This is a genomic window from Bradyrhizobium ganzhouense, from assembly GCF_049949285.1.
In the GTDB taxonomy this organism is placed as follows: Bacteria; Pseudomonadota; Alphaproteobacteria; order Rhizobiales; family Xanthobacteraceae; genus Bradyrhizobium; species Bradyrhizobium ganzhouense.
Map to the genome: position 1 here is coordinate 8,426,603 of NZ_CP181318.1, position 18,680 is coordinate 8,445,282.

16 protein-coding genes are annotated in these 18,680 nt (G+C 60.1%); 8 read left to right on the forward strand and 8 right to left on the reverse strand.

The window, feature by feature from the left end:
- The first annotated feature begins 70 nt into the window (after positions 1-70).
- From ACLFLU_RS39190 to ACLFLU_RS39200, 3 genes are all read left to right on the forward strand, one after another.
- The gene (locus tag ACLFLU_RS39190) at positions 71-1,498 is read left to right on the forward strand and encodes an aldehyde dehydrogenase family protein (protein ID WP_426414167.1); all 1,428 of its coding nucleotides are present in this window, start codon (positions 71-73) and stop codon (positions 1,496-1,498) included.
- A 161-nt stretch (positions 1,499-1,659) separates the two neighbouring features.
- Entirely contained in the window at positions 1,660-2,877 is a 1,218-nt protein-coding gene (locus ACLFLU_RS39195) for an NAD(P)/FAD-dependent oxidoreductase (RefSeq protein WP_426409965.1), read from the forward strand.
- Between the two features lie 225 nt (positions 2,878-3,102).
- Positions 3,103-4,191 carry an amidohydrolase family protein gene (locus ACLFLU_RS39200; protein WP_426409966.1) on the forward strand — a complete coding sequence of 363 codons (1,089 nt, stop codon included), beginning with the start codon at positions 3,103-3,105 and terminating at the stop codon, positions 4,189-4,191.
- Positions 4,192-4,454: 263 nt separating this feature from the next.
- Here the strand turns inward: ACLFLU_RS39200 and ACLFLU_RS39205 are convergent, their stop codons facing one another.
- The 7 genes from ACLFLU_RS39205 to ACLFLU_RS39235 all read right to left on the reverse strand — a co-directional run bounded on the left by ACLFLU_RS39205 (position 4,455) and on the right by ACLFLU_RS39235 (position 12,039).
- The gene (locus ACLFLU_RS39205; protein WP_426409967.1) at positions 4,455-5,906 is read right to left on the reverse strand and encodes an aldehyde dehydrogenase; all 1,452 of its coding nucleotides are present in this window, start codon (positions 5,904-5,906) and stop codon (positions 4,455-4,457) included.
- A gap of 283 nt (positions 5,907-6,189) precedes the next feature.
- Entirely contained in the window at positions 6,190-7,296 is a 1,107-nt protein-coding gene (locus ACLFLU_RS39210) for an NAD(P)-dependent alcohol dehydrogenase (RefSeq protein ID WP_426409968.1), read from the reverse strand.
- Complete coding sequence (locus tag ACLFLU_RS39215; RefSeq protein ID WP_426409969.1) at positions 7,293-8,330, reverse strand: branched-chain amino acid ABC transporter permease; 1,038 nt, start codon at positions 8,328-8,330, stop codon at positions 7,293-7,295. Before ACLFLU_RS39215 ends, ACLFLU_RS39210 begins: the two co-directional genes overlap by 4 nt.
- The gene (locus tag ACLFLU_RS39220; RefSeq protein WP_426414168.1) at positions 8,330-9,223 is read right to left on the reverse strand and encodes a branched-chain amino acid ABC transporter permease; all 894 of its coding nucleotides are present in this window, start codon (positions 9,221-9,223) and stop codon (positions 8,330-8,332) included. The genes ACLFLU_RS39215 and ACLFLU_RS39220 overlap by 1 nt, the downstream gene beginning before the upstream one ends.
- Positions 9,224-9,228: 5 nt before the next feature.
- The gene (locus ACLFLU_RS39225) at positions 9,229-9,957 is read right to left on the reverse strand and encodes an ABC transporter ATP-binding protein (protein WP_426409970.1); all 729 of its coding nucleotides are present in this window, start codon (positions 9,955-9,957) and stop codon (positions 9,229-9,231) included.
- Positions 9,954-10,757, reverse strand: coding sequence for an ABC transporter ATP-binding protein (locus ACLFLU_RS39230; protein ID WP_426409971.1), 804 nt, complete (start codon positions 10,755-10,757; stop codon positions 9,954-9,956). Before ACLFLU_RS39230 ends, ACLFLU_RS39225 begins: the two co-directional genes overlap by 4 nt.
- Positions 10,717-12,039: an ABC transporter substrate-binding protein gene (locus ACLFLU_RS39235; RefSeq protein ID WP_426409972.1), complete on the reverse strand. Its 1,323-nt coding sequence runs from the start codon at positions 12,037-12,039 to the stop codon at positions 10,717-10,719. The genes ACLFLU_RS39230 and ACLFLU_RS39235 overlap by 41 nt, the downstream gene beginning before the upstream one ends.
- A 218-nt stretch (positions 12,040-12,257) precedes the next feature.
- Here ACLFLU_RS39235 and ACLFLU_RS39240 point away from each other — a divergent pair, with 218 nt between their 5' ends.
- From ACLFLU_RS39240 to ACLFLU_RS39250, 3 genes are all read left to right on the forward strand, one after another.
- Entirely contained in the window at positions 12,258-14,042 is a 1,785-nt protein-coding gene (locus ACLFLU_RS39240) for a sigma 54-interacting transcriptional regulator (protein WP_426409973.1), read from the forward strand.
- Between the two features lie 104 nt (positions 14,043-14,146).
- Entirely contained in the window at positions 14,147-14,563 is a 417-nt protein-coding gene (locus tag ACLFLU_RS39245; protein WP_426409974.1) for an Rrf2 family transcriptional regulator, read from the forward strand.
- A 106-nt stretch (positions 14,564-14,669) separates the two neighbouring features.
- A complete protein-coding gene (locus tag ACLFLU_RS39250; RefSeq protein ID WP_426409975.1) occupies positions 14,670-15,518 on the forward strand; it encodes a nuclear transport factor 2 family protein in 849 nt (282 codons plus the stop codon).
- Between the two features lie 353 nt (positions 15,519-15,871).
- On the opposite strand, the gene ACLFLU_RS39255 is transcribed toward ACLFLU_RS39250, so the two are convergent.
- On the reverse strand, positions 15,872-16,951 hold the full coding sequence (locus ACLFLU_RS39255; protein ID WP_426409976.1) for a LacI family DNA-binding transcriptional regulator: 1,080 nt from the start codon (positions 16,949-16,951) through the stop codon (positions 15,872-15,874).
- A gap of 55 nt (positions 16,952-17,006) precedes the next feature.
- On the opposite strand from ACLFLU_RS39255, the gene ACLFLU_RS39260 reads away from it, so the two are divergent.
- Entirely contained in the window at positions 17,007-17,909 is a 903-nt protein-coding gene (locus ACLFLU_RS39260; RefSeq protein WP_426409977.1) for a dioxygenase, read from the forward strand.
- 8 nt (positions 17,910-17,917) lie between these two features.
- A complete protein-coding gene (locus ACLFLU_RS39265; protein ID WP_426409978.1) occupies positions 17,918-18,673 on the forward strand; it encodes an SDR family NAD(P)-dependent oxidoreductase in 756 nt (251 codons plus the stop codon).
- The last annotated feature ends 7 nt before the right edge of the window (positions 18,674-18,680 follow it).

Genomic DNA, 18,680 nt, shown 5'->3' on the forward strand with positions numbered 1-18,680 from the left:
ATACACCTTATCGCGCCAACGACAGGGCCCTATCTCCCGGCTCATCCACTGCTCTCTGGGAGAAGGTGATATGCGCCTCATCGACAAGATCTACATCAACGCCAGCTTTGTCGCGCCGCACGGGACCGAGCTGTTTGACCTGCACAACCCTGCAACGGCGCAGGTCATCGGCCGGGTGCGCCTCGCTGACGCGGAGGACGCACGCACCGCCATCGCTGCCGCCAAGCGCGCCTTCCCCGCCTTCGCACGCACGAGCAAGGCCGAACGCATCGCCATGCTGCGGCGGATGCACGCCGCCATCAAGGCGCGTCGGGAGCAACTGCTGGAAGCCATCGTCGAAGAGTATGGCGCACCCGTCTCGCGTGCGGGGTTCATGGCCGACCATCCGGCGGACACCCTGCTCGATATGGCCCGGGTTCTGGAGGATTATCGCTTTACCCGGCGCGTCGGCACGGCCGAGGTGAGGATGGAGCCCTTGGGTGTCGCTGGCCTCATCACGCCCTGGAATAGCGACGCCGGCTTCATTTGCGGCAAGCTCGCTTCCGCTGTCGCGGCCGGCTGTACGGCAGTCATCAAGCCGAGCGAGATGAGCGCGATCCAGACGCAGGTGGTCACCGAAGCGCTGCATGAGGCGGGATTGCCACCCGGCGTATTCAACATCATCACCGGTCGGGGCGACGTGGTCGGCACCGAGATCACAAGCCATCCCGACGTCGCGAAGATCTCCTTCACCGGCTCGACAGCGGTCGGCAAGGCGATCCTGCGCGCCGGAGCGGAGACGATGAAAAGGATCACGCTCGAACTTGGCGGAAAGTCTCCTACCGTCATTCTTGACGATGCCAATCTGGCGAAGGCGCTTCCGCTGGCCCTCGGTGCGGGCTTCATGAACAGCGGACAGGCTTGTATCGCCGGCACACGCGTCCTCGTGCCACGAAGCCGGCTCAGCGAGGTGGAAGAGCTCGCGAAGGCGGCGGTCGGGCAGATCAGAACGGGTGATCCGCGCGATCCGGAAACGACAGTCGGCCCGATGGTCAGCCAGAAGCAGTGGGATCGCGTTCAACGATATATTCGCATGGGTATCGACGAGGGCACGCTGCTTGCTGGCGGCGAAGGCAGGCCGGACGGCCTCGACGGTTGGTTCGTACGGCCGACGCTGTTTACCAACGTCCGCAACGACATGACCATTGCGCGCGAGGAGATCTTCGGGCCGGTGCTGTCAATCATTCCCTATGCGGACGAGGAAGAGGCGATCGCCATCGCCAACGACACGGTCTACGGCCTGCAAGCGTACGTCCTGTCGAGCGACATGGACCGTGCGAGACGGGTGGCCGACCGGATTGTTGCGGGTCGCGTGCTGATCAACACTCTGGCCCACGAGCCGATGGCACCCTTTGGCGGTTTCAAGCAATCCGGCATCGGCCGCGAATACGGTGATTTCGGGCTCGAAGCGTTTCTTGAGCCGAAATCCCTACTCGGCCTGCACACCGCCTCCGCCTGAAGCATGATTCAGAAAAGTGCGCAGCGGTCTTCCGAAAAGATCATGCTCAACCAACAACTTGAAGCGCGATGACGATTCGTCCAAATCGCATCGCGCTTTGGTCGCAACGTTCCGCATGGTAGGTTTCGGCCACCGCAAACTTATGTCGAGGGCATTGCGTCATGATCAGCAAGGCCGATGCCATTGTTATCGGTTCCGGCGGCTTGGGCGCGGCAACCGCATTCTACTTGAGCAGACACAAAGGACTCACCGTCGCCCTCGTGGATAAGCATGATGTCGGGTCGCAAACCTCGCCCCGCGCTGCAGGCATGGTGAGTTGCGTTCGCAAGAGCGACTTGATGATCAGACTCATCAAAGACGCATGTCGCAAGATTGAAACGTTCACGGAAGAAACCGGGCAACCTCTGGATTGGGTGCATTCGGGCAGCCTGAAGATCGCGCGTCGGCCGCAAGACGCGGAGGTTATCAAGGGCGACTTTGAGCGCGGGCGCCGTATGGGCCTTGATGTCGAGCTGATCTCTCCGGAGCAGGCGAGTCGCCTCAATCCATTCTTGAAACCGACTGGCATCGTGGCGGCGATGAGGATCGGTGACGACAGGTATTTCGACCCGGCGCAGGTTGCTGTCGGCTTCGCGAGAGCTGCGGCGACTCAGGGCGCAACCGTGCTGCCGAAGACGGACGTGCTCACCGTGAACATCAGCGCCGGTAAAGTAACCGGCGTAACCACCGCGAACGGCACAATCGAGAGCAAGGTCGTTGTCGATGCGGCTGGTGCATGGACGCGACAGGTAGCGGACGCAAGTGGGATCCGCTTGCCGTTGATACCGACCCGGCAGCAACTCATCGTCACGGAGCCCTTGGATGGCACGCGTGCCGACCTACCGATGGTCCGGATCATGGATGCCGCCGTGTACGCGCGTCCCTGTCAAGGCGGTTTTCTTTGGGGTGTCTACGAGGAAACGCCGCGATTTTTCGACATGAAATCGCTCGGGGCGCGTTTCGACATCAAGGACATGCCACTGGACATCGAGGTTCTTCGTTCGGCTGCGGCCGAGGTCAAGGATCAACTCCCGATCCTGCAAACGGCTCAGGTGCGAGAGTTTCGTGGCGGCATACCGACGATGACGGCGGACGGCCACCACATTCTCGGTCCTGCCCCGGGGGCCGAAGGTTTCTACTTCGCGAGCGGCTGCAACGTTGCGGGCCTTTCAATCTCGCCGACAGTCGGAGAGGCTCTTGCAGCTTGGATTGTCGATGGCAGGCCGCCAGTCGATCTCTCACCCATGTCCGCCATGCGCTTCACGGACCAGCCGTGGACTGAAGCTCAATTGCAGAGCGAAGCCGCCTGGCAATATCGGCACTTTTACGGCGCGGTTTGACCGCTCGACTTTGCCCACACAGCGCATTGGCGAGCAGGATCGGGAAGAATGGGGTCGAAGGTGGTTCCCACGTGCTTCAGCGAAAATGGTGCGCTACCACGCGTCAAATGATCGATCGATAAATAATATTTGACTCTCGGATCGAGTTGCGACAGATTATTTATCACTAGATAAATAGCGGTGACGGACGGTGATTGTCTCCGCCGTAATGAAGCGGGGGCGAGGGTGAATTCACGCAGACACTTCCTGAAATCTGCGACCGCGGCGGCCGGCATGGTCTTTTGCGGCTGCGGCCTGACAAGGGCGGCCCATGCGGAGCCTGGCCGCGCCGCACGCCTTCCGGTCATGCTCAACGGAAAACGCGTCAAGACAATCGACGTCCATTCGCATTGTCTGTTCCACAAGGCGACCGCTCTGATCGGCGAGGAGGCCGCCGGCCTCACACCGCCGCTCAACAATGCTCAGGAGGTGTATCTCAATATCGAGCAACGCCTCAAGGCGATGGATGCCCAGGCGATTGACATGGAAGTCTTGTCGATCAACCCGTTTTGGTACGGCAAGGATCGGGATCTGGCTGAGAAAATCGTCACTATCCAAAACGAGCAACTGGCGGAGCTCGTCGCATCGCACCGGGACCGCTTCGCCGCCTTCGCGTCACTCACGCTACAGGACCCGGCGCTTGCCGTCCGCCAGTTGGAAACCGCGGTCAAGAAACAGGGGCTCAAAGGGGCTGCCATCGGCGATCAGGTGGACGGCGACGAGTTTTCCAATCCCAAATTCGATCCAGTCTGGGCCAAGGCGGAAGAACTCGGTGCTGTCCTCTTCATCCATCCGCAGGGCGTGCCGGAGTTGGACAAGCGTTGGAAGGGCAATGGATGGCTGGCCAACACTGTGGCCTATCCGTTGGGCACGACGATCGCGCTACAGCACCTGATTTTCGACGGGACGCTCGACAAGTTTGCGGGTCTGAAGGTCCTTGCGGCGCACGGCGGTGGCTATTTGCCGTCCTACGCGGCCCGGAACGATCACGCCTGCACAGTCGCCCCGACCTTTTGCAATCCGAACATCAAGTTGAAGAAAAAGCCGACGGAATACCTGAACCAGCTTTATTTCGACGCGCTGGTCTTCACCCCGGAAGCGCTGCGCCATCTCGTGGCACAGGTAGGCGTCAATCAGATCATGCTCGGCAGCGACTATCCCTATGTATGGGAGCTGGCGCCGGTTGACCATGTCTCCGCGACGCACACCCTTAGTGACCGCGAGAAATACGCGATCCTCGGCGGCAATGCCGCGAAGCTATTCGGCTTCAGCTGAGGCGCCATTCAGAATAAAACCACGAACTCTTATATTGTTGAATTCGTAATATGATTTCAGCCCTCGCGAGACACCTGATCCACGGACCGTGAACGACGAAAGCGGGTAATACTCTCACGCGAGGCCGACGGCCACGTGCCGCACCCGCGCCGTCGCAGGCTGCACCTCCGGGATGGCCTGATGGCAAACTTCGAGCACATCCGGAGATCCGAAGCTTCGAATACGGACTGCGCGATTGCCGGCCATCAGACGTCCCTCGGTGATTAGATCGGATAGTGTCGAGACTGCGTCTGGATGGTGATCCACCGCAGCTCGGTGAATTCCTCGATCCCTGCGCGCCCTCCGAACCGACCCCAGCCGCTGTCTTTGACGCCACCGAACGGCACCTGTGGCTCGTCGTGCACGGTGGCGCTATTGATGTGGCACATGCCCGTTTCGAGTTGCTGGGCGACGCGGAACGCCCGCCCCGCATCGCGACCGAACACAGCGGCCGATAGGCCGTAGCTCGTGTCGTTAGCCACCGAAATCGCTTCTGCTTCGCCATTCACCTCGACGACCGCAACGAGAGGGCCGAAGATTTCCTCCTGATAGATCCTCATCTTCGGAGTTACGCCGCTCACTACAGTTGGCTTGAAGACAGCGCCGTCGGACTGACCGCCGGCGACGACGGTCGCGCCGTTAGCGACTGCGTCTGCCACCAATTCGCTCATCCTGCGGACCGCGTCCTTGCTGATAAGGGCGCCGATTTGCGTATCCGGTGTCTTTGGATCTCCGGCGCGAAGCTTGCGCGCCCGATCTGCAAGCTTTTCCACGAAAGCTTTGGACACCGCGCGGTCAACCACGATTCTATCGGTCGACATGCAGATCTGACCTTGATTCATGAACGACCCGAAACTGGCCGCGTTCGCTGCTTCTTCTAGATCTGCGTCGTCCAGCACTACGAAGGGGGCCTTGCCGCCCAACTCGAGGAGAACTGGCTTGAGATGTCGTCCGGCTGCCTCGGCGATCGCTCGCCCGACATGGCTCGATCCCGTAAAATTGAGGCGCCTTGTGGCCGGGTGGGCAATGAGCGCCTCGGTCACGGCGGCGGCGTTCTCTCGACCGGTGGAGACGATATTGAGGACCCCGGGTGGCAAGCCGGCCTGTTCGAAAATCTCACCGAGAAGATATTGAGCCTGAGGAGCGGTTTCAGATGCCTTCAGGACGACCGTGTTTCCGCACACCAACGGCACCGCGATCGACCTGACCGCAAGAATGACCGGCGCGTTCCAGGGCGCGATAGCAAGAATGACGCCAGCGGGTTGACGTACCGCAACGGATACACAGCCAGGCACGTCGGACGGGATGGTTTCTCCCGTCGTGGCGTAGGCGACGGCCGCCGCTTCGGAGATCATATTGGCGGCCAGCATGCAATTGAAATCGCCCCATGGTTTGGGGGAGCCGATCTCGGTAGCGACCATTCCGGAGAGCTCTTTCGCGCGGGCGGCTAACAACTCCGATGCCTTCGCTAGAACTGCCCGGCGGCGCGACGGAGGGAGAGCGGACCAGGCGGGAAAGGCAGCGGCGGCCGCGTCAACGGCGGCTCGCGCATCCGCAACGCTCGCGTCCGGGACGTCGCACAAATGCGCTTCCGTAAACGGATCCAGCTTCTTGAACGATCGATTTCCTTCGGCTGGCCGCCGTTCTCCGCCGATAAAAAGTTCAAGCTTCTTCATGTTCTCTTCCTCCTTAAATCGAATGGTCTGACCGTGTTCGGTCGCTATTGCGTCACGTCGGCACCGCTCAACTTGCCTCTTCCGGATTGTCAAAGAAGCCAACCGATCGCAGCCGGTTGACGGCTATTTCAAGCTGACCTTGAGGCGAAGGAAGCCAAATGCCCGGCCACCCTGTTCTTGCGTGCAAGCCTCGCACCTGGAGAGCCGGCGATGTCCACCTCGACCAATAATCCGAGAGCCATCTCGGAGGTCCTTTCGTTAATCAGCGTGATCCGGCGCGATTTCACTGGGAGAACCGCACGACCGGCTTCACCGTCTTGCCGCTCTCGGAATCGCGAATGGCGTCGTTGATCCTCTCAAACGGGTAGAAGCTGATCAGCTTGTCGAAGGGAAAACGTCCCTGCTTGTAGAATTCGATCATTCGAGGGATGAACAGATCCGGATTGCTGTCGCCTTCGACGATCCCCTGGATCCTGCGCCCCGCAGTCATGATGTCGGTGACGTTCACGGCGACCTCGGATCCGGCAGGTGAAGCACCGACGAAACCACAGGTCCCCCGCGGGGCAAGGGCATCGATAGCCTGACGCAACACGGAAATGACCCCCGTGGATTCGAACGTGAAGTCGGTGCCGGCGCCGCCCGTTATCCTCCGGATCTCCTCCACCGCGTCCGCGCTGCCGCCATTAACGATGTGGGTCGCGCCGAGTTCGGTGGCGAGTTGCAAGCGCGCGTCGATGAGATCCACCGCGATGATCGTGGCGGCTCCGACCAGACGCGCGGCCATGATAGCGCTGAGCCCAACCGAGCCGGCGCCGAACACGGCCAATGTCTGCCCCATACCGATCTTGAGGGAATTTATGACACCGCCGGCGCCGGTCTGGATGCCGCACGCAAGGGGCCCGAGCAATTCGAGCGGCACGTCATCCGGCACCTTGACCACATTGCGTTCGTGACAAAGCGCGTGGCTGGCGAACGAAGACTGACCGAAGAAGTTACCATGGATAGGCTGGCCGTCCTTCGACAAAGGGCTGGAGCCGTCTGGCCGGCTACCAGCAAAATTGTAACCGAAGAATTCGTAGCAATATGTCGGCGCATGATCGGTACAGCTCGAACAGCGACCGCACGAGTTGAACGTCATGACGACACGATCGCCGGGCTTGACCTTGGTGACGGCATTTCCAATCGCCGCGACGATACCAGCGCCCTCGTGACCGAGAACGATGGGCTGCGGCACCGGGTACGCCTGGTCGCGCATAGCGATGTCGGTGTGGCAAATGCCCGTGGCCTCCAACTTTACGAGTATCTCATCCATGCGCGGAGCTTCTAGTTCGATCGTCTCGAGCGACAAAGGCGCAGACTTCGCACGCGTAACGGCAGCCTCGATCTTCATGAGATTTCTTCCTTATATTGCGTCGGAACTATTTCCGAGCCGCCATCGGAGGGGCGGACCCAGTAACCGGTCGGCAACAACCGCATTCCGGTCCTGTGACTGATCGTTCCGAAAAGCCCGCGTGGCATCGCCAGCGACATCACCAGCGCCGCGGCCCCCAAACCGATTAGATACCAGACACCCGCAGCGCCGAACAAAGCTTCGACAACGAAGAAAATCACTGCGCCCAGGATAGCTCCCTCGAAGGTGCCGAGCCCGCCCACCAGCACCATGAAGATCATGTAGGACGTCCATTGGACGCTGAAGTAGGTCTTTGGCTGAAACGAGATCGCGGTTGCAAGCCACAGTGCCCCTGCGATTGCAGCGCCTGCTGCTGCGAACACGAAGATCATCCTTTTCGTGCCAGCAACACGTACGCCTACCGACTCAGCCGCGTCTTCATTATCGCGGATCGCCTGTAACGCCGAACCAATCGGAGAACGCAGCAACACAAATAGTACGATCAGCACTGCCGCGACCGCACCGAGCGCGAACCAAAAGGTCAGAGCCGTCCTTGTCGCCGCATCATAGGCGTTGAGCGCGATCAGTGATGTGCCAGTTTCTCCTTGAACGAGCGGATCGAGGTTGACCAGCAAGTGGAAGATCTCGGCGAGCACCCACATCCCGATGGCGAATTCACCCGCACGCAACCGCAGCATCGGCCACGCCAAGGGCACGGAGATCAGACTTACGATAACTGGAGCGGCCAGCAGCGAAACATATGGATTCAAGCCATAGTCCGATAGGCGGATGGTTACATATGCCCCCAGTCCGAAAAAGGCCTGCTGCCCGATGGAGACGAGTCCGCCATAACCCGCCAGCGCGTTCCACGTCGCCGCGAGGATGACGTAGATGAACAGGGTTGTAATCTTGTCGAGCGTCGCACCGCTCGCCACGAATGGAAGCATCGCGAGTCCGACAAGAAGAATTGCAGCGGCTGTCGTTGCGGTAGCCGAGATTGCAGTCCAGCGTTCGACCCTGGCTGAGACCGTCATCACGTGGTCGCCTTCGCTGCGGTTAGCGCTCGCCAAAGATCGATGGGGCTACCGATGATGCTGCGGGCAATGAGGACGAAGAGGAACACTGCGTGGCCAGCGATGAGAAACCCTTGCGGATTGAGATGGGCTCCGACCGTCTGCGCTACGCCAAGGGCGATACCTCCAAGCAGCGTTCCCCATAGCGATCCGGTGCCACCGATCACAGCGGCTTCGAAAGCGAAGATCAGTTGCGGAGCTCCCGCATACGGGTTGAACGTTGCGCGCATGCCCAGGGCCGCACCGGCAATGCCAGCGGTCATTAAAGCGATAGCGGTCGCATAAGCGTTGACCTTTCGAGCATCCACGCCGATCAGTCCAACCGTATCGCGATCAATCGCGGTAGCTCGGATGGCCCGCCCGATCTGGGTCTTTGACAGCAACAGTTGCAGCCCGCCAAGAAGCAGAACCGCGACCAGCAAAGTGCATGCCCCGAGTTTGCCGATGAAAACGCCCTCCAACGGCTCCCAGGAAGCGTAAGCCAGATCGTCAATGAGAGGGGCGAGAGAGCGCGTATCGGCCCCGAATTGCTCAAACAGGACGTTGTCCAGAACAATAGACAGGCCAAATGTCGCAAGTACGGGAATGAGAAAGCCCGAGCGCGTGGCGCGGTCGAGCACGAGACGCTGTAAGAGGATCCCGAGGAGACCCATCACAGGCAGGATCAGGGCTGTGCCACCGAGTGGTCCGATCCCCGCGTATTCCCCAAGAGCCCATAGGCCGAAAGCTGCAAGTACAACGAAGCTTCCATGGGCGAGATTGATAACGCCCATGACGCTAAACATGAACGAGAGGCCACATGCGATGAGAGCATAATAGCCGCCGAGGAGTACGCCTTGCAGCAACTGTACGATCCAGGTCACGGGTGGCCTCCGGCGACGCGCGAGGAGTTCAGCCCGAAATAGGCATCGGTTATCCGGCTCCGTTCGAGAGACCCGGCGTTTCCTTCAAGCACCACGCTTCCCTCCAACATGCAGACAAGACGGTTTGCGACCGAAACCGCTCGATCCAAATTCTGCTCGACAAGGATGATCGTCGTTCCGGCCTCGATGAGTTTTTCGATCGTCGCGTAAACGAGATCGACTGCGGCGGGTGACAGCCCAAGCGAAATCTCGTCGAGTAGCAGAAGCGTTGGATTCGCCATCAATGCACGGGCGATCGCAACGGCTTGCTGTTGTCCTCCTGACAGATTCTTCGCAAGAGAATGTCGTATCGGCTTCAACTGAGGAAGCGCCTCCATCACGCTGTCGGGCGTCCAACCGCCCGGTCTGCCTACGGCGCGGCCCAACAAGAGATTGTCCATGACGGAAAGATCGCCGAAGAGCCGTCGTCCCTCGGGGACCAACGAAATGCCCGACCGCACCCTGAGATGAGAGGGCAGCATCGTGACGTCGACCTGCGAGAACGATATCTTGCCGGACAGTGGAAGGTGCGCGCCGGCGAGTGCTCGCAATAGCGTGGTTTTGCCTGCGCCGTTGGCACCTATGAGTGCCACTGTTTCGCCTTTCGCGATATCAAACGATACCCCGCGCACGGCCCTGAGCAGGCCGTGACGCACTTCGAGATCACGTACCGAGAGCAAATTCATCCCGGCGCACTCCCGAGATAGGCGCGAACGACTTCGGGGTGCTTCATCACCGCGTCCGGAGCGCCGTCGGCAATGACGCGGCCGTTGTCCATGCAGACAAGGCGCTCGGTAACCTGTACCAGGACGTGTACGATGTGCTCGATCCAGACCAGCGCAATCCCGCGCGCTCGCAGCTTTTTGACGGTCATAACCAGCTCGCTAGCCTCGGCATCCGTTAGCCCGCCGCCGATCTCATCGAGCAACAGTATCGAGGGATTGGTCGCTACCGCGCGCGCGAGCTCGAGCCGCTTGCGATCGAGAAGTCCGAGCGTCTCTGCCGGACGATTGGTCAGGCGCGACATTCCACACAATTCGAGCGTATCGATAGAATGGTCGTAGGCATCGTGACCGCGAAGACCGGCACCATGGTTTGCGGCAACCAGTACGTTCTCGAAAACTGTCATGCCGCTGAACGATTTCGGCACCTGGTGGGTCCGTGCGATGCCCATGCGACATCGTTCGGCCGACGACATTTTGGTAACGTCGGTTCCTTTGTAGATCACGGAGCCGGCGGTCGGCTCGAGCGCCCCCATCAGGACACTGAGCAGCGTCGTCTTTCCCGCGCCATTGGGGCCAACGATGCCGACCGCTTCGTTTGCGGAAACCTCGAAGTCAATGCCATTCAGTACCGCAAGCGCACCGAAGAGCTTGCGGACGTTTCGAGCTGAAATCGTCGTTTCGCGCGGACCCACGCCCGTCACAGCAGCCAAGGCCCCGATCCTAGCTGCTGTAGGGAAGCAGTTTGGCGCCGACCGGGACATTCGGATCGGTCGCATTCTCCGTGACCACGTAGTCGAGCTTGAACTTGCTACCGGCGGCCGCCTTGATCCATTGCGTACCGATGATCGGCCCCGGCGACACGTTGGGTACAGGACCTGACGTGAAATCGACCTTGCCCCCGATCGTTGTGGTGCTCAGGCGAGATAACGCTTGGACGACCGTATCCTTCTTCTTCGGATCGGACGCACGCTTGAGGGTTTCGAATCCGGCATCGAGCAACGACAGTGTGGCGCCAAGCTGCTGGGTCCACTGCTTGCCCGAGGCCTTTTCATAGCCGTCAGCCAGCTCCGAACCCGACACTGCCGTCAACGAAGACTTGTATGGGAACGACTTATGCCAGTAGCAGGCACTGCCCACATTTACCCCAAGGTTTCCAAGCGCCTCAACGTCGCTGGGAAAGAGACCGGTTTTAGCCACCTGGCAGATCTTCACTATTTTCGTGTAGCCTTGCTGAGCCGCTTGGCGCCAGAACGCTGCGAAGTCGGGTGGGATCGGAAACGAGTTGAAGATTTCGCACTGCTCCTTCTTGAAGAGCGAGATCTGCGCCGAATAGTCCGTCGTACCATCCTCATACGGGCCGGGATCGATGATGGTGAAGCCTTGCTTGGCAAGTAACGGCGCTAGATTGGCGCGGATGGCATTGCCGTCCGCGTCATTGGGATACAGCACCCCAACTTTCTTGTTGGTCTTCACCGCACCGTTCCACTGCGAGATGTAGGTGCGGTGGAATTCGTCCACGCCGAAGCCGAAATGATAGGTCCACTTGAATGGTGAAGGCTGACCGGGCTTGGCGCCGCGACCAAAATACCAAGCCTCCCATGGCATCACCGTCGAAAGACAAGGAACGCTTGCGGCCTCGCAGGCATCGGCGACAGGGTTGATCGTTTCCGGCGTCGAGACCGCGAGCATGAGGTCGACTTGATCGCTGGAGATCAAGTTCTTTGCTAGTTGGCTCGCACGCGAAGGATCTGACTGCGTATCGCGATCGAGGAGCTCGACCTTGTAGGTCTTGTCGCCGACCTTGAAGCCACCAGCCAGGGACTTCCGAACATGCTCGAGCACGTAGCCGTCGGTCTGGCCGAAGCCAGCCAAGGCTCCGGTTCGAGGACTAATGAAACCGACCTTGAGGACCGCCTCTGCGTCGGCCGCGAAGGCTCCATATGGCGCAGCAATCGCAACGCCTGCGGCACCGGCACTGCGCAAAACCTCGCGCCGCGTCATCTTGCTCGCGGCGAAGTCGCGCTTTTCCTTCACGTTATTCATAGTCCCCTCCTTTGAATTGGCTGGGCTCAGCTGAGCCGCCTGTGGTTTTTATTCTTGGAGAGGACAGCAACGGCCGTGCCAAGGTCAGCGAAGGACAGACTTCGCGAATGAAAACAACGCGTTACCGCAAACGCTAACGGTCAAGCGGCTCTGCCGAATTGACTATTTGATCAAATGGGATGTAGGAATTAATCATTCGATTGATCAAATGAGCAAGAATGGCTCCGCCCGATAGAATTTCCCTGGCCGAAATTCGCGAGAAGGCCAAACTGTTCGGCACGAGCGCCGATCTCGACGAGGGCTCCTCGCCGACGGTCCGGGAATTGTCCGAATGCCTCTCCTTCTCGCCGGGGGATGGTCGCATTTGGCTCGATGAGCAGCGCATGATGCTGGTGCATTGCGCGTCGATGGGCACGCTTCGGCATGAGATGATCGAAACCATCGGCACCGAGCGGACGCGCGCGATGCTGACCCGCGTTGGATTTGCCTCCGGCGTGCGCGATGCCGAACTGATTCAAAAGCGATGGCCGAACAGTCATCCGTCCATCGTATTCGCGGCCGGGCCACGGCTGCATTCGCTCGAAGGCGTGGTCAAGGTCGTCCCGGTGCGCTTTGACTTTGATATCGGTGCAGGTTCCTTCTACGGCGAATTCCTCTGGCACGATTCCAGCGAAGACGAGGAGCACATCCGCCGCTATGGCATCGGAAGCGAGCCTGTGTGCTGGATGCAACTCGGCTACGCCAGCGGATATGCGACCGCTTTCATGGGGAAGATGATCATCTATCGCGAGGTCGAATGCCGCGCGATGGGCGCGCCGCATTGCCGCAACGTGGGCAAACCGGCGGGCGAATGGGACAATAGCGAGGAAGACCTCAGGTACTTCAACGCCGATCTCTTCGCGCAGTCCCGCCTTGTAGGCAACACTGCAGCCGTAGCGCCCGCCAGACGCAATACTCACAAGTCCACTGAAGATCCCGTGCAATTGGTCGGCGCTTCCGGGTCATTCAACGTCGTTCGACATCTCGTCGATCGCGTTGCGTCTACAGACGCGACGGTCCTGTTCATCGGAGAGTCGGGCGTAGGAAAGGAAATTTTCGCACGCACCCTTCATCGCGTCAGCAAGCGATCGACACGCCCCTTCATTGCATTGAACTGCGCTGCCATCCCGGAGAATTTGATCGAGTCAGAATTGTTCGGCGTTGAGAAAGGCGCATTCACTGGTGCCACGGCGTCCAGACCTGGCCGTTTCGAGCGGGCCAATAGCGGCACGCTCTTTCTCGACGAGGTCGGTTCGCTAAGCATGGTTGCGCAAGGCAAGCTGTTGCGGGCCGTTCAGGAACGCGAAGTGGAGAGGGTCGGGGGCACCAAAACCATTCCTGTCAACGTCCGGATCGTTGCGGCCAGCAACAGGGACCTGCGGGAGGAAGTGAAAGCCGGGCGTTTTCGAGAGGATCTGTTCTTCCGGCTGAATGTCTTTCCGATCAACATTCCGCCGTTGCGCGAGCGGCGCGATGACATTCCGCTTCTTATGGAGGCTTTTGCAAACCGCTACTGCGAACTGCATGGCAAGCAGGTAACGGGATTTACACAGCGCGCCGTCGAGGCGTTGTTGCGCTACGATTTTCCGGGGAATATACGCGAACTCCAAAATATCCTGGAGCGGGCAGTCATCCTGACGCCTGACGGCTTCCCGGTAGATGTGTCTCACCTCTCCCTTGGGGAGACCAAGCCGCAGTTCGAAGGGCTGTCGCTAGGCGCTGCGGGCCGGCTGACGCTGGAGACGGCAATCGGTTCGGCTCGGGCTCCTGCCGAGAAACTCGCTGGGCCGGGCATCTCTTCAACGGGAACTTTCTCCTTTGCGGATCACGAGGCGCAGATCTATCTGGCCGCACTCGAAGCGACTCGAGGGAACGTTTCGGCCGCCGCAAAGTCGATAGGGCTGTCCAGGGCACAATTGGCGTACCGGCTAAAGAGGCAATCCGAAGCTCGACGACCGCGATAGCTGCTCTCCACAGCTCGTTCCGCTCAGAATCCTGCACTCCACTACGGTATTCACTGGCTTGCGAAGGACAATATGTGTTACTATTTTAGTTACATAGGCTCGATATGAACACGCGTTTTTCCGTTGCAACCCATGTTCTGGCTTTCCTGCAGACGCAGAAGGGACGACCGGTCTCGTCCGAGATGTTGGCCTCCAGCGTCAACACCAACGCCTCGTTGATCCGGCGGCTGCTGTTGCAGTTGGCAAAAGCTGGGCTAACAAAATCCCAGATGGGTACCGGCGGAGGGGCTTTGTTGGCCCGAGACGGTCGCTCGATTAGCCTCCTCGATGTGTTCAGGGCGGTCGAGGACCAGGAGCTTCTCGCGGTCCACAACACTTCCGCTCCGCAATGCCCAGTTGGTCGCCACATCGAGGGCGTTCTCAGGCGTCGCGTGAAAGTGGCCGAAAACGCGATGGCGGCCGAGCTCGCATCAGTGAGCATCGCCGAAATAGCCGACGAAGTCGGAGCAAAGCGAAGATAGCTGAACTACCTTTTCAACCGAACGCGGAGAATTCGCGTCAGCCCGCTTTACAACGATGTGTAACCAATGTAGATACATATATGTGTAACTAACATGGATACATATTATGCCCCGCTCTACCATTCTTTTTGCTTCCCTCTCCGCCGCGGCCGTTCTCGCCGGGATCGGCATGGCTTCGGCCGACGAAACAACCGTCTCGCGGCAGAAGCGCGAAGTCTTCGAACTTCTGAAATCAATCGAGACCGGAGCCTCCGGGCCCGCGGCGGTCATCAACCCGGCCCATTACACCCAGCACAATCTCTCCGTTGCCGACGGCAGTGCTGGCTTCGGCGCTTTGCTGGCCACTCTTCCGAAAGGCTCGGCCAAAGTGAATTCCGTGAGAGTTTTCGGTGACGGCGATTACGTGTTCGCTCACACCGACTACAACTTTTTCGGACCCAAGATCGGCTTCGACATCTTCCGTTTTGAGAACGGAAAGATCGTTGAACACTGGGACAACTTGCAGGAGACGGCCGGACCGAATCCCAGCAAGCACACGATGATCGACGGCGAAACCAAGGTCACCGACCTCGAAAAGACGGCGCAGAACAAGACTCTGGTCAAAAGCTTCGTCGAGGACATCCTTGTCAACGGGAAGATGGACAAACTAACGGGCTATATCGACGGCAACAACTATACCCAGCACAATCCGCAGATCGCCGACGGTCTTTCAGGGCTGGGAACGGCGCTTGAGGCGATGGCCAAGGCAGGCATCACGATGAAGTACGATCGGGTGCACAAAGTCCTCGGAGAAGGAAACTTCGTCCTGACGGTAAGCGAGGGTGCCTTTGGAGGCAAGCACACATCGTTCTACGATCTATTCCGGGTTAGCGACGGAAAGATCGTCGAGCACTGGGACACGATCGAGACCATTCCTTCGAAGAACCAATGGAAGAACGCCAACGGCAAATTCTGATCGTAGTGCTGGCCGCTGATCGCAGATTTTGAGTTGCGCCGCCGTTCGTCAGTTCGACTTTGATGCAGCGCAACCTCAATTGGAGGCCTAGGTAAGAACTATGACGGGTCCGGGCAACCGTCCAAAATCCCGCGTTAGCGTGCAAGCCAGGCCATGTTGCGAAAGTCTAGTTTGCGAGGGTTCCTCTAACTCGGGCAGTTCCAGAGACGCGCGCCCAGCCTACTCTGAAACTGCACCTATGCACGAGTCGGCAGCCACACGGCCGACTCGTGCACTTTTATAACCAGCTTCCAGCAATACTCGTGCGCCTCCCGTTGCGGTCGATCGGACCCTTTTGCAGCGAGCGCATGGTATCACGACTGGAGAGCGGTCGAATTTCGAACGATCAGGTCCGGCCGAAGCACGACGTGGCGTATCTCCGAAGAGCCGCTCTTGATAGTATCAACCAGCATCTTCGCAGCAATGTGTCCCATCTTCCGGTGCTCGATACGCACCGTCGTCAGCGGCGGCGAGATAACATCCATCAGCGGCATGTCGTTGTGTCCGACCACCGAAACGTCCTGGGGACAGCGCAAGCCATTTTCCTTCAGCGCGTCTAGCACGCCGAGTGCCAAGAGGTCGTTGGCGGCGACGATCGCCGTGATGCCGCCGTCATTGTCGAGCACCGCCGCCGCGCTCCGGGCGCCAGCCTCGCGTGTGTAGGCCACCGCCTCTCGCACGAGACCCACCAGACCATGATGCGACATCGCGCGCTCGAAGCCGTCCCGCCGCAGCATTCCCGTCGAGGTCGACAGCGGACCGGCTACGTGCGCGATCTGCCGGTGACCGAGACCCACCAGATGATCGACCGCAAGACGCATTCCCAGATTGTCGTCGGACACCACCGACGACACACGATCGCGCGCCTCGGATCGGTTGACGAGTATCACCGGAAGACCGCGACGGATGCAGAAGCCGACTAGTTCGTCATCCTGCGAAACTGTCGCCAGGATGAGGCCGTCGACCCGCTGGCTAAGGAGCCTCTCCACGAAGGATATCTGCTGCGAGGACGCATTGCCGGCATCCGCAACGATCGGCGCGTATCCTTCCGCCGAGAGGGTTTCGGTAATGCCGCCCAGGATCGGCGCGAACACCGGATTAGCAATGTCAGGCAGCAGGACGCCGATCATATCTGAGCGGCCTAGCCGCAGGTTCGCGGCCAAGCGGTTAGGCTGGTAACCGAGAGCCTCCGCCTGCAAAGCAATCCGCTTCGCCACGTCATCGGCGACGAGGTGCCGCTTCTTGGGATCGAGGGCGCGCGACACCGTGGACGGGTGCACCCCGGTCGCATCGGCGATTTGCTTGATGGTAGCGGCAGGTCGATTCACTGAGCGATTTTCAACATTTAGCCAATCCTTGAAAATGACGATATCGCACCTCTTGACAATTTGCAATCGATTGCAATATGAACTGCAATCGATTGCAAGAAATAAGATCGGGAGCTAGGCCATGGAGACAGGAATCATCGAGACGCTCGAGGACGTGACGCCCAACGTGCTCAAGGCGATGTCTGGTGCCGACAACGCCCGACTCCGCACGGTGATGGAGGCGTTCGTCCGGCACATGCACGCATTCGCCCGCGAGGTGAAGCTGACCGAGGCGGAATACGATCTCGGCGTCGATTTCCTCAACCGGATCGGACAGGCCACCCACGACAGCCACAACGAAGGCATCCTGTTTGCCGACGCGATCGGCTTTTCGACGCTCGTCTGCCTTCTCAACAACGGAAATGCCGGCGCCACCGAGACCGCCGCGGCGCTGCTCGGCCCGTTCTGGCGCGCCAACTCGCCGCGGACCGTGAACGGCGGATCGATCGTCCGCTCTACGACGCCCGGCCCCGAACTGTTCGTGAGCTGCGAGGTCGTGGATGTCGCAGGCAAGCCCGTCGCGGGCGCAGACATCGACGTCTGGCAATCCTCCCCGGTCGGCCTCTACGAGAACCAGGACGATACCCAGGCGGACATGAATCTGCGCGGCAAGTTCACGACCGATGAAGCAGGCCGCTTCTCGTTCCGCTCGGTGAAGCCCGCCGGCTATCCGGTGCCGACCGACGGTCCCGTCGGCGACCTCCTGCGCGCCCAGAATAGGCATCCCTATCGTCCGGCGCACATCCACTTCCTCGGCTTCAAGCCGGGCTACAAGACCCTCATCACGCAGGTCTTCGTCGATGACGACGACCATCTCGAAAGCGACGTCGTGTTCGGCGTGACGCGCGCGCTGGTCGGCGACTATCGCCGCCATGACTCGGGCGAGCGTCCCGCACCTCGCGTCGAAGCGCCCTGGTACACGCTGAACTACCGCTTCGTCATGGAAGCCGGCGAAGCGATCCTTCCCAAACCACCGATCAAGTGAGAGAAACCATGAACCAGTCCATGGACGGCAAGGTCGTCCTCGTCGTCGGCGGCGGCGGCAGCATCGGCGCCGTGTCCGCCCAGAAATTTGCCGAGCTTGGCGCCCGCATCGTGATCAGTCATCGCGATGTTCCGGAGGAAGCCGCAGCGGCCGCGAAGGTGGTGCAAACCCTGCCCGGAGAAGGCCACGCGGCGCTGATCGCCGACGTGTCGCGAACCGATACCTTGAAGCTACTGCGTGCCGAGATCGAGCGCCGTTTCGGCCGGCTCGACGTTCTCGTCAATGCCGCCGGCTTTACCAAGCCGGTGCCCCACGCCGATTTGGACGCGCTGGACGACGAGTTGATCGACCGGATGTTTGCGGTCAACTGGCGCGGACAGTTCGCAACCATCCGCACTTTCGCCCCGCTGCTCAAGGCCTCGGGAGACGGGTTGATCGTCTCGATCTCGTCCATCGCCGGCACCAACGGGATCGGCTCGTCGATCGCCTATTGCGCGGCCAAGGCCGGCATCGACGTCATGACCAAGTCGCTGGCCCGCGTGCTCGCACCAGAGGTGCGCGTGCTCGCCGTAGCTCCCGGCGTGGTCGACACCAGCTTCGTTCCGGGGCGCGGCGCCGACTTCAACGCGAAGACCGCGGCGACCACCCCGCTGAAGCGGATCGCCACGGCCGATGACATCGCCGCGGCGATCGTCGCCTGCGCCACGCAACTTGGTTTCGCCACCGGTACCACCTTCGTGGTGGACGGCGGCCGCTCGCTCTGAGGGACGA

Coding starts and splice junctions, on each gene's coding strand:
- ACLFLU_RS39190 (WP_426414167.1), top strand. CDS start 71: ATGCGCCTCATCGACAAGATCTACATCAACGCCAGCTTTGTCGCGCCG.
- ACLFLU_RS39195 (WP_426409965.1), top strand. CDS start 1,660: ATGATCAGCAAGGCCGATGCCATTGTTATCGGTTCCGGCGGCTTGGGC.
- ACLFLU_RS39205 (WP_426409967.1), bottom strand. CDS start 5,906: ATGAAGAAGCTTGAACTTTTTATCGGCGGAGAACGGCGGCCAGCCGAA.
- ACLFLU_RS39210 (WP_426409968.1), bottom strand. CDS start 7,296: ATGAAGATCGAGGCTGCCGTTACGCGTGCGAAGTCTGCGCCTTTGTCG.
- ACLFLU_RS39215 (WP_426409969.1), bottom strand. CDS start 8,330: ATGACGGTCTCAGCCAGGGTCGAACGCTGGACTGCAATCTCGGCTACC.
- ACLFLU_RS39225 (WP_426409970.1), bottom strand. CDS start 9,957: ATGAATTTGCTCTCGGTACGTGATCTCGAAGTGCGTCACGGCCTGCTC.
- ACLFLU_RS39230 (WP_426409971.1), bottom strand. CDS start 10,757: ATGTCCCGGTCGGCGCCAAACTGCTTCCCTACAGCAGCTAGGATCGGG.
- ACLFLU_RS39235 (WP_426409972.1), bottom strand. CDS start 12,039: ATGAATAACGTGAAGGAAAAGCGCGACTTCGCCGCGAGCAAGATGACG.
- ACLFLU_RS39240 (WP_426409973.1), top strand. CDS start 12,258: ATGGCTCCGCCCGATAGAATTTCCCTGGCCGAAATTCGCGAGAAGGCC.
- ACLFLU_RS39245 (WP_426409974.1), top strand. CDS start 14,147: ATGAACACGCGTTTTTCCGTTGCAACCCATGTTCTGGCTTTCCTGCAG.
- ACLFLU_RS39250 (WP_426409975.1), top strand. CDS start 14,670: ATGCCCCGCTCTACCATTCTTTTTGCTTCCCTCTCCGCCGCGGCCGTT.
- ACLFLU_RS39260 (WP_426409977.1), top strand. CDS start 17,007: ATGGAGACAGGAATCATCGAGACGCTCGAGGACGTGACGCCCAACGTG.
- ACLFLU_RS39265 (WP_426409978.1), top strand. CDS start 17,918: ATGAACCAGTCCATGGACGGCAAGGTCGTCCTCGTCGTCGGCGGCGGC.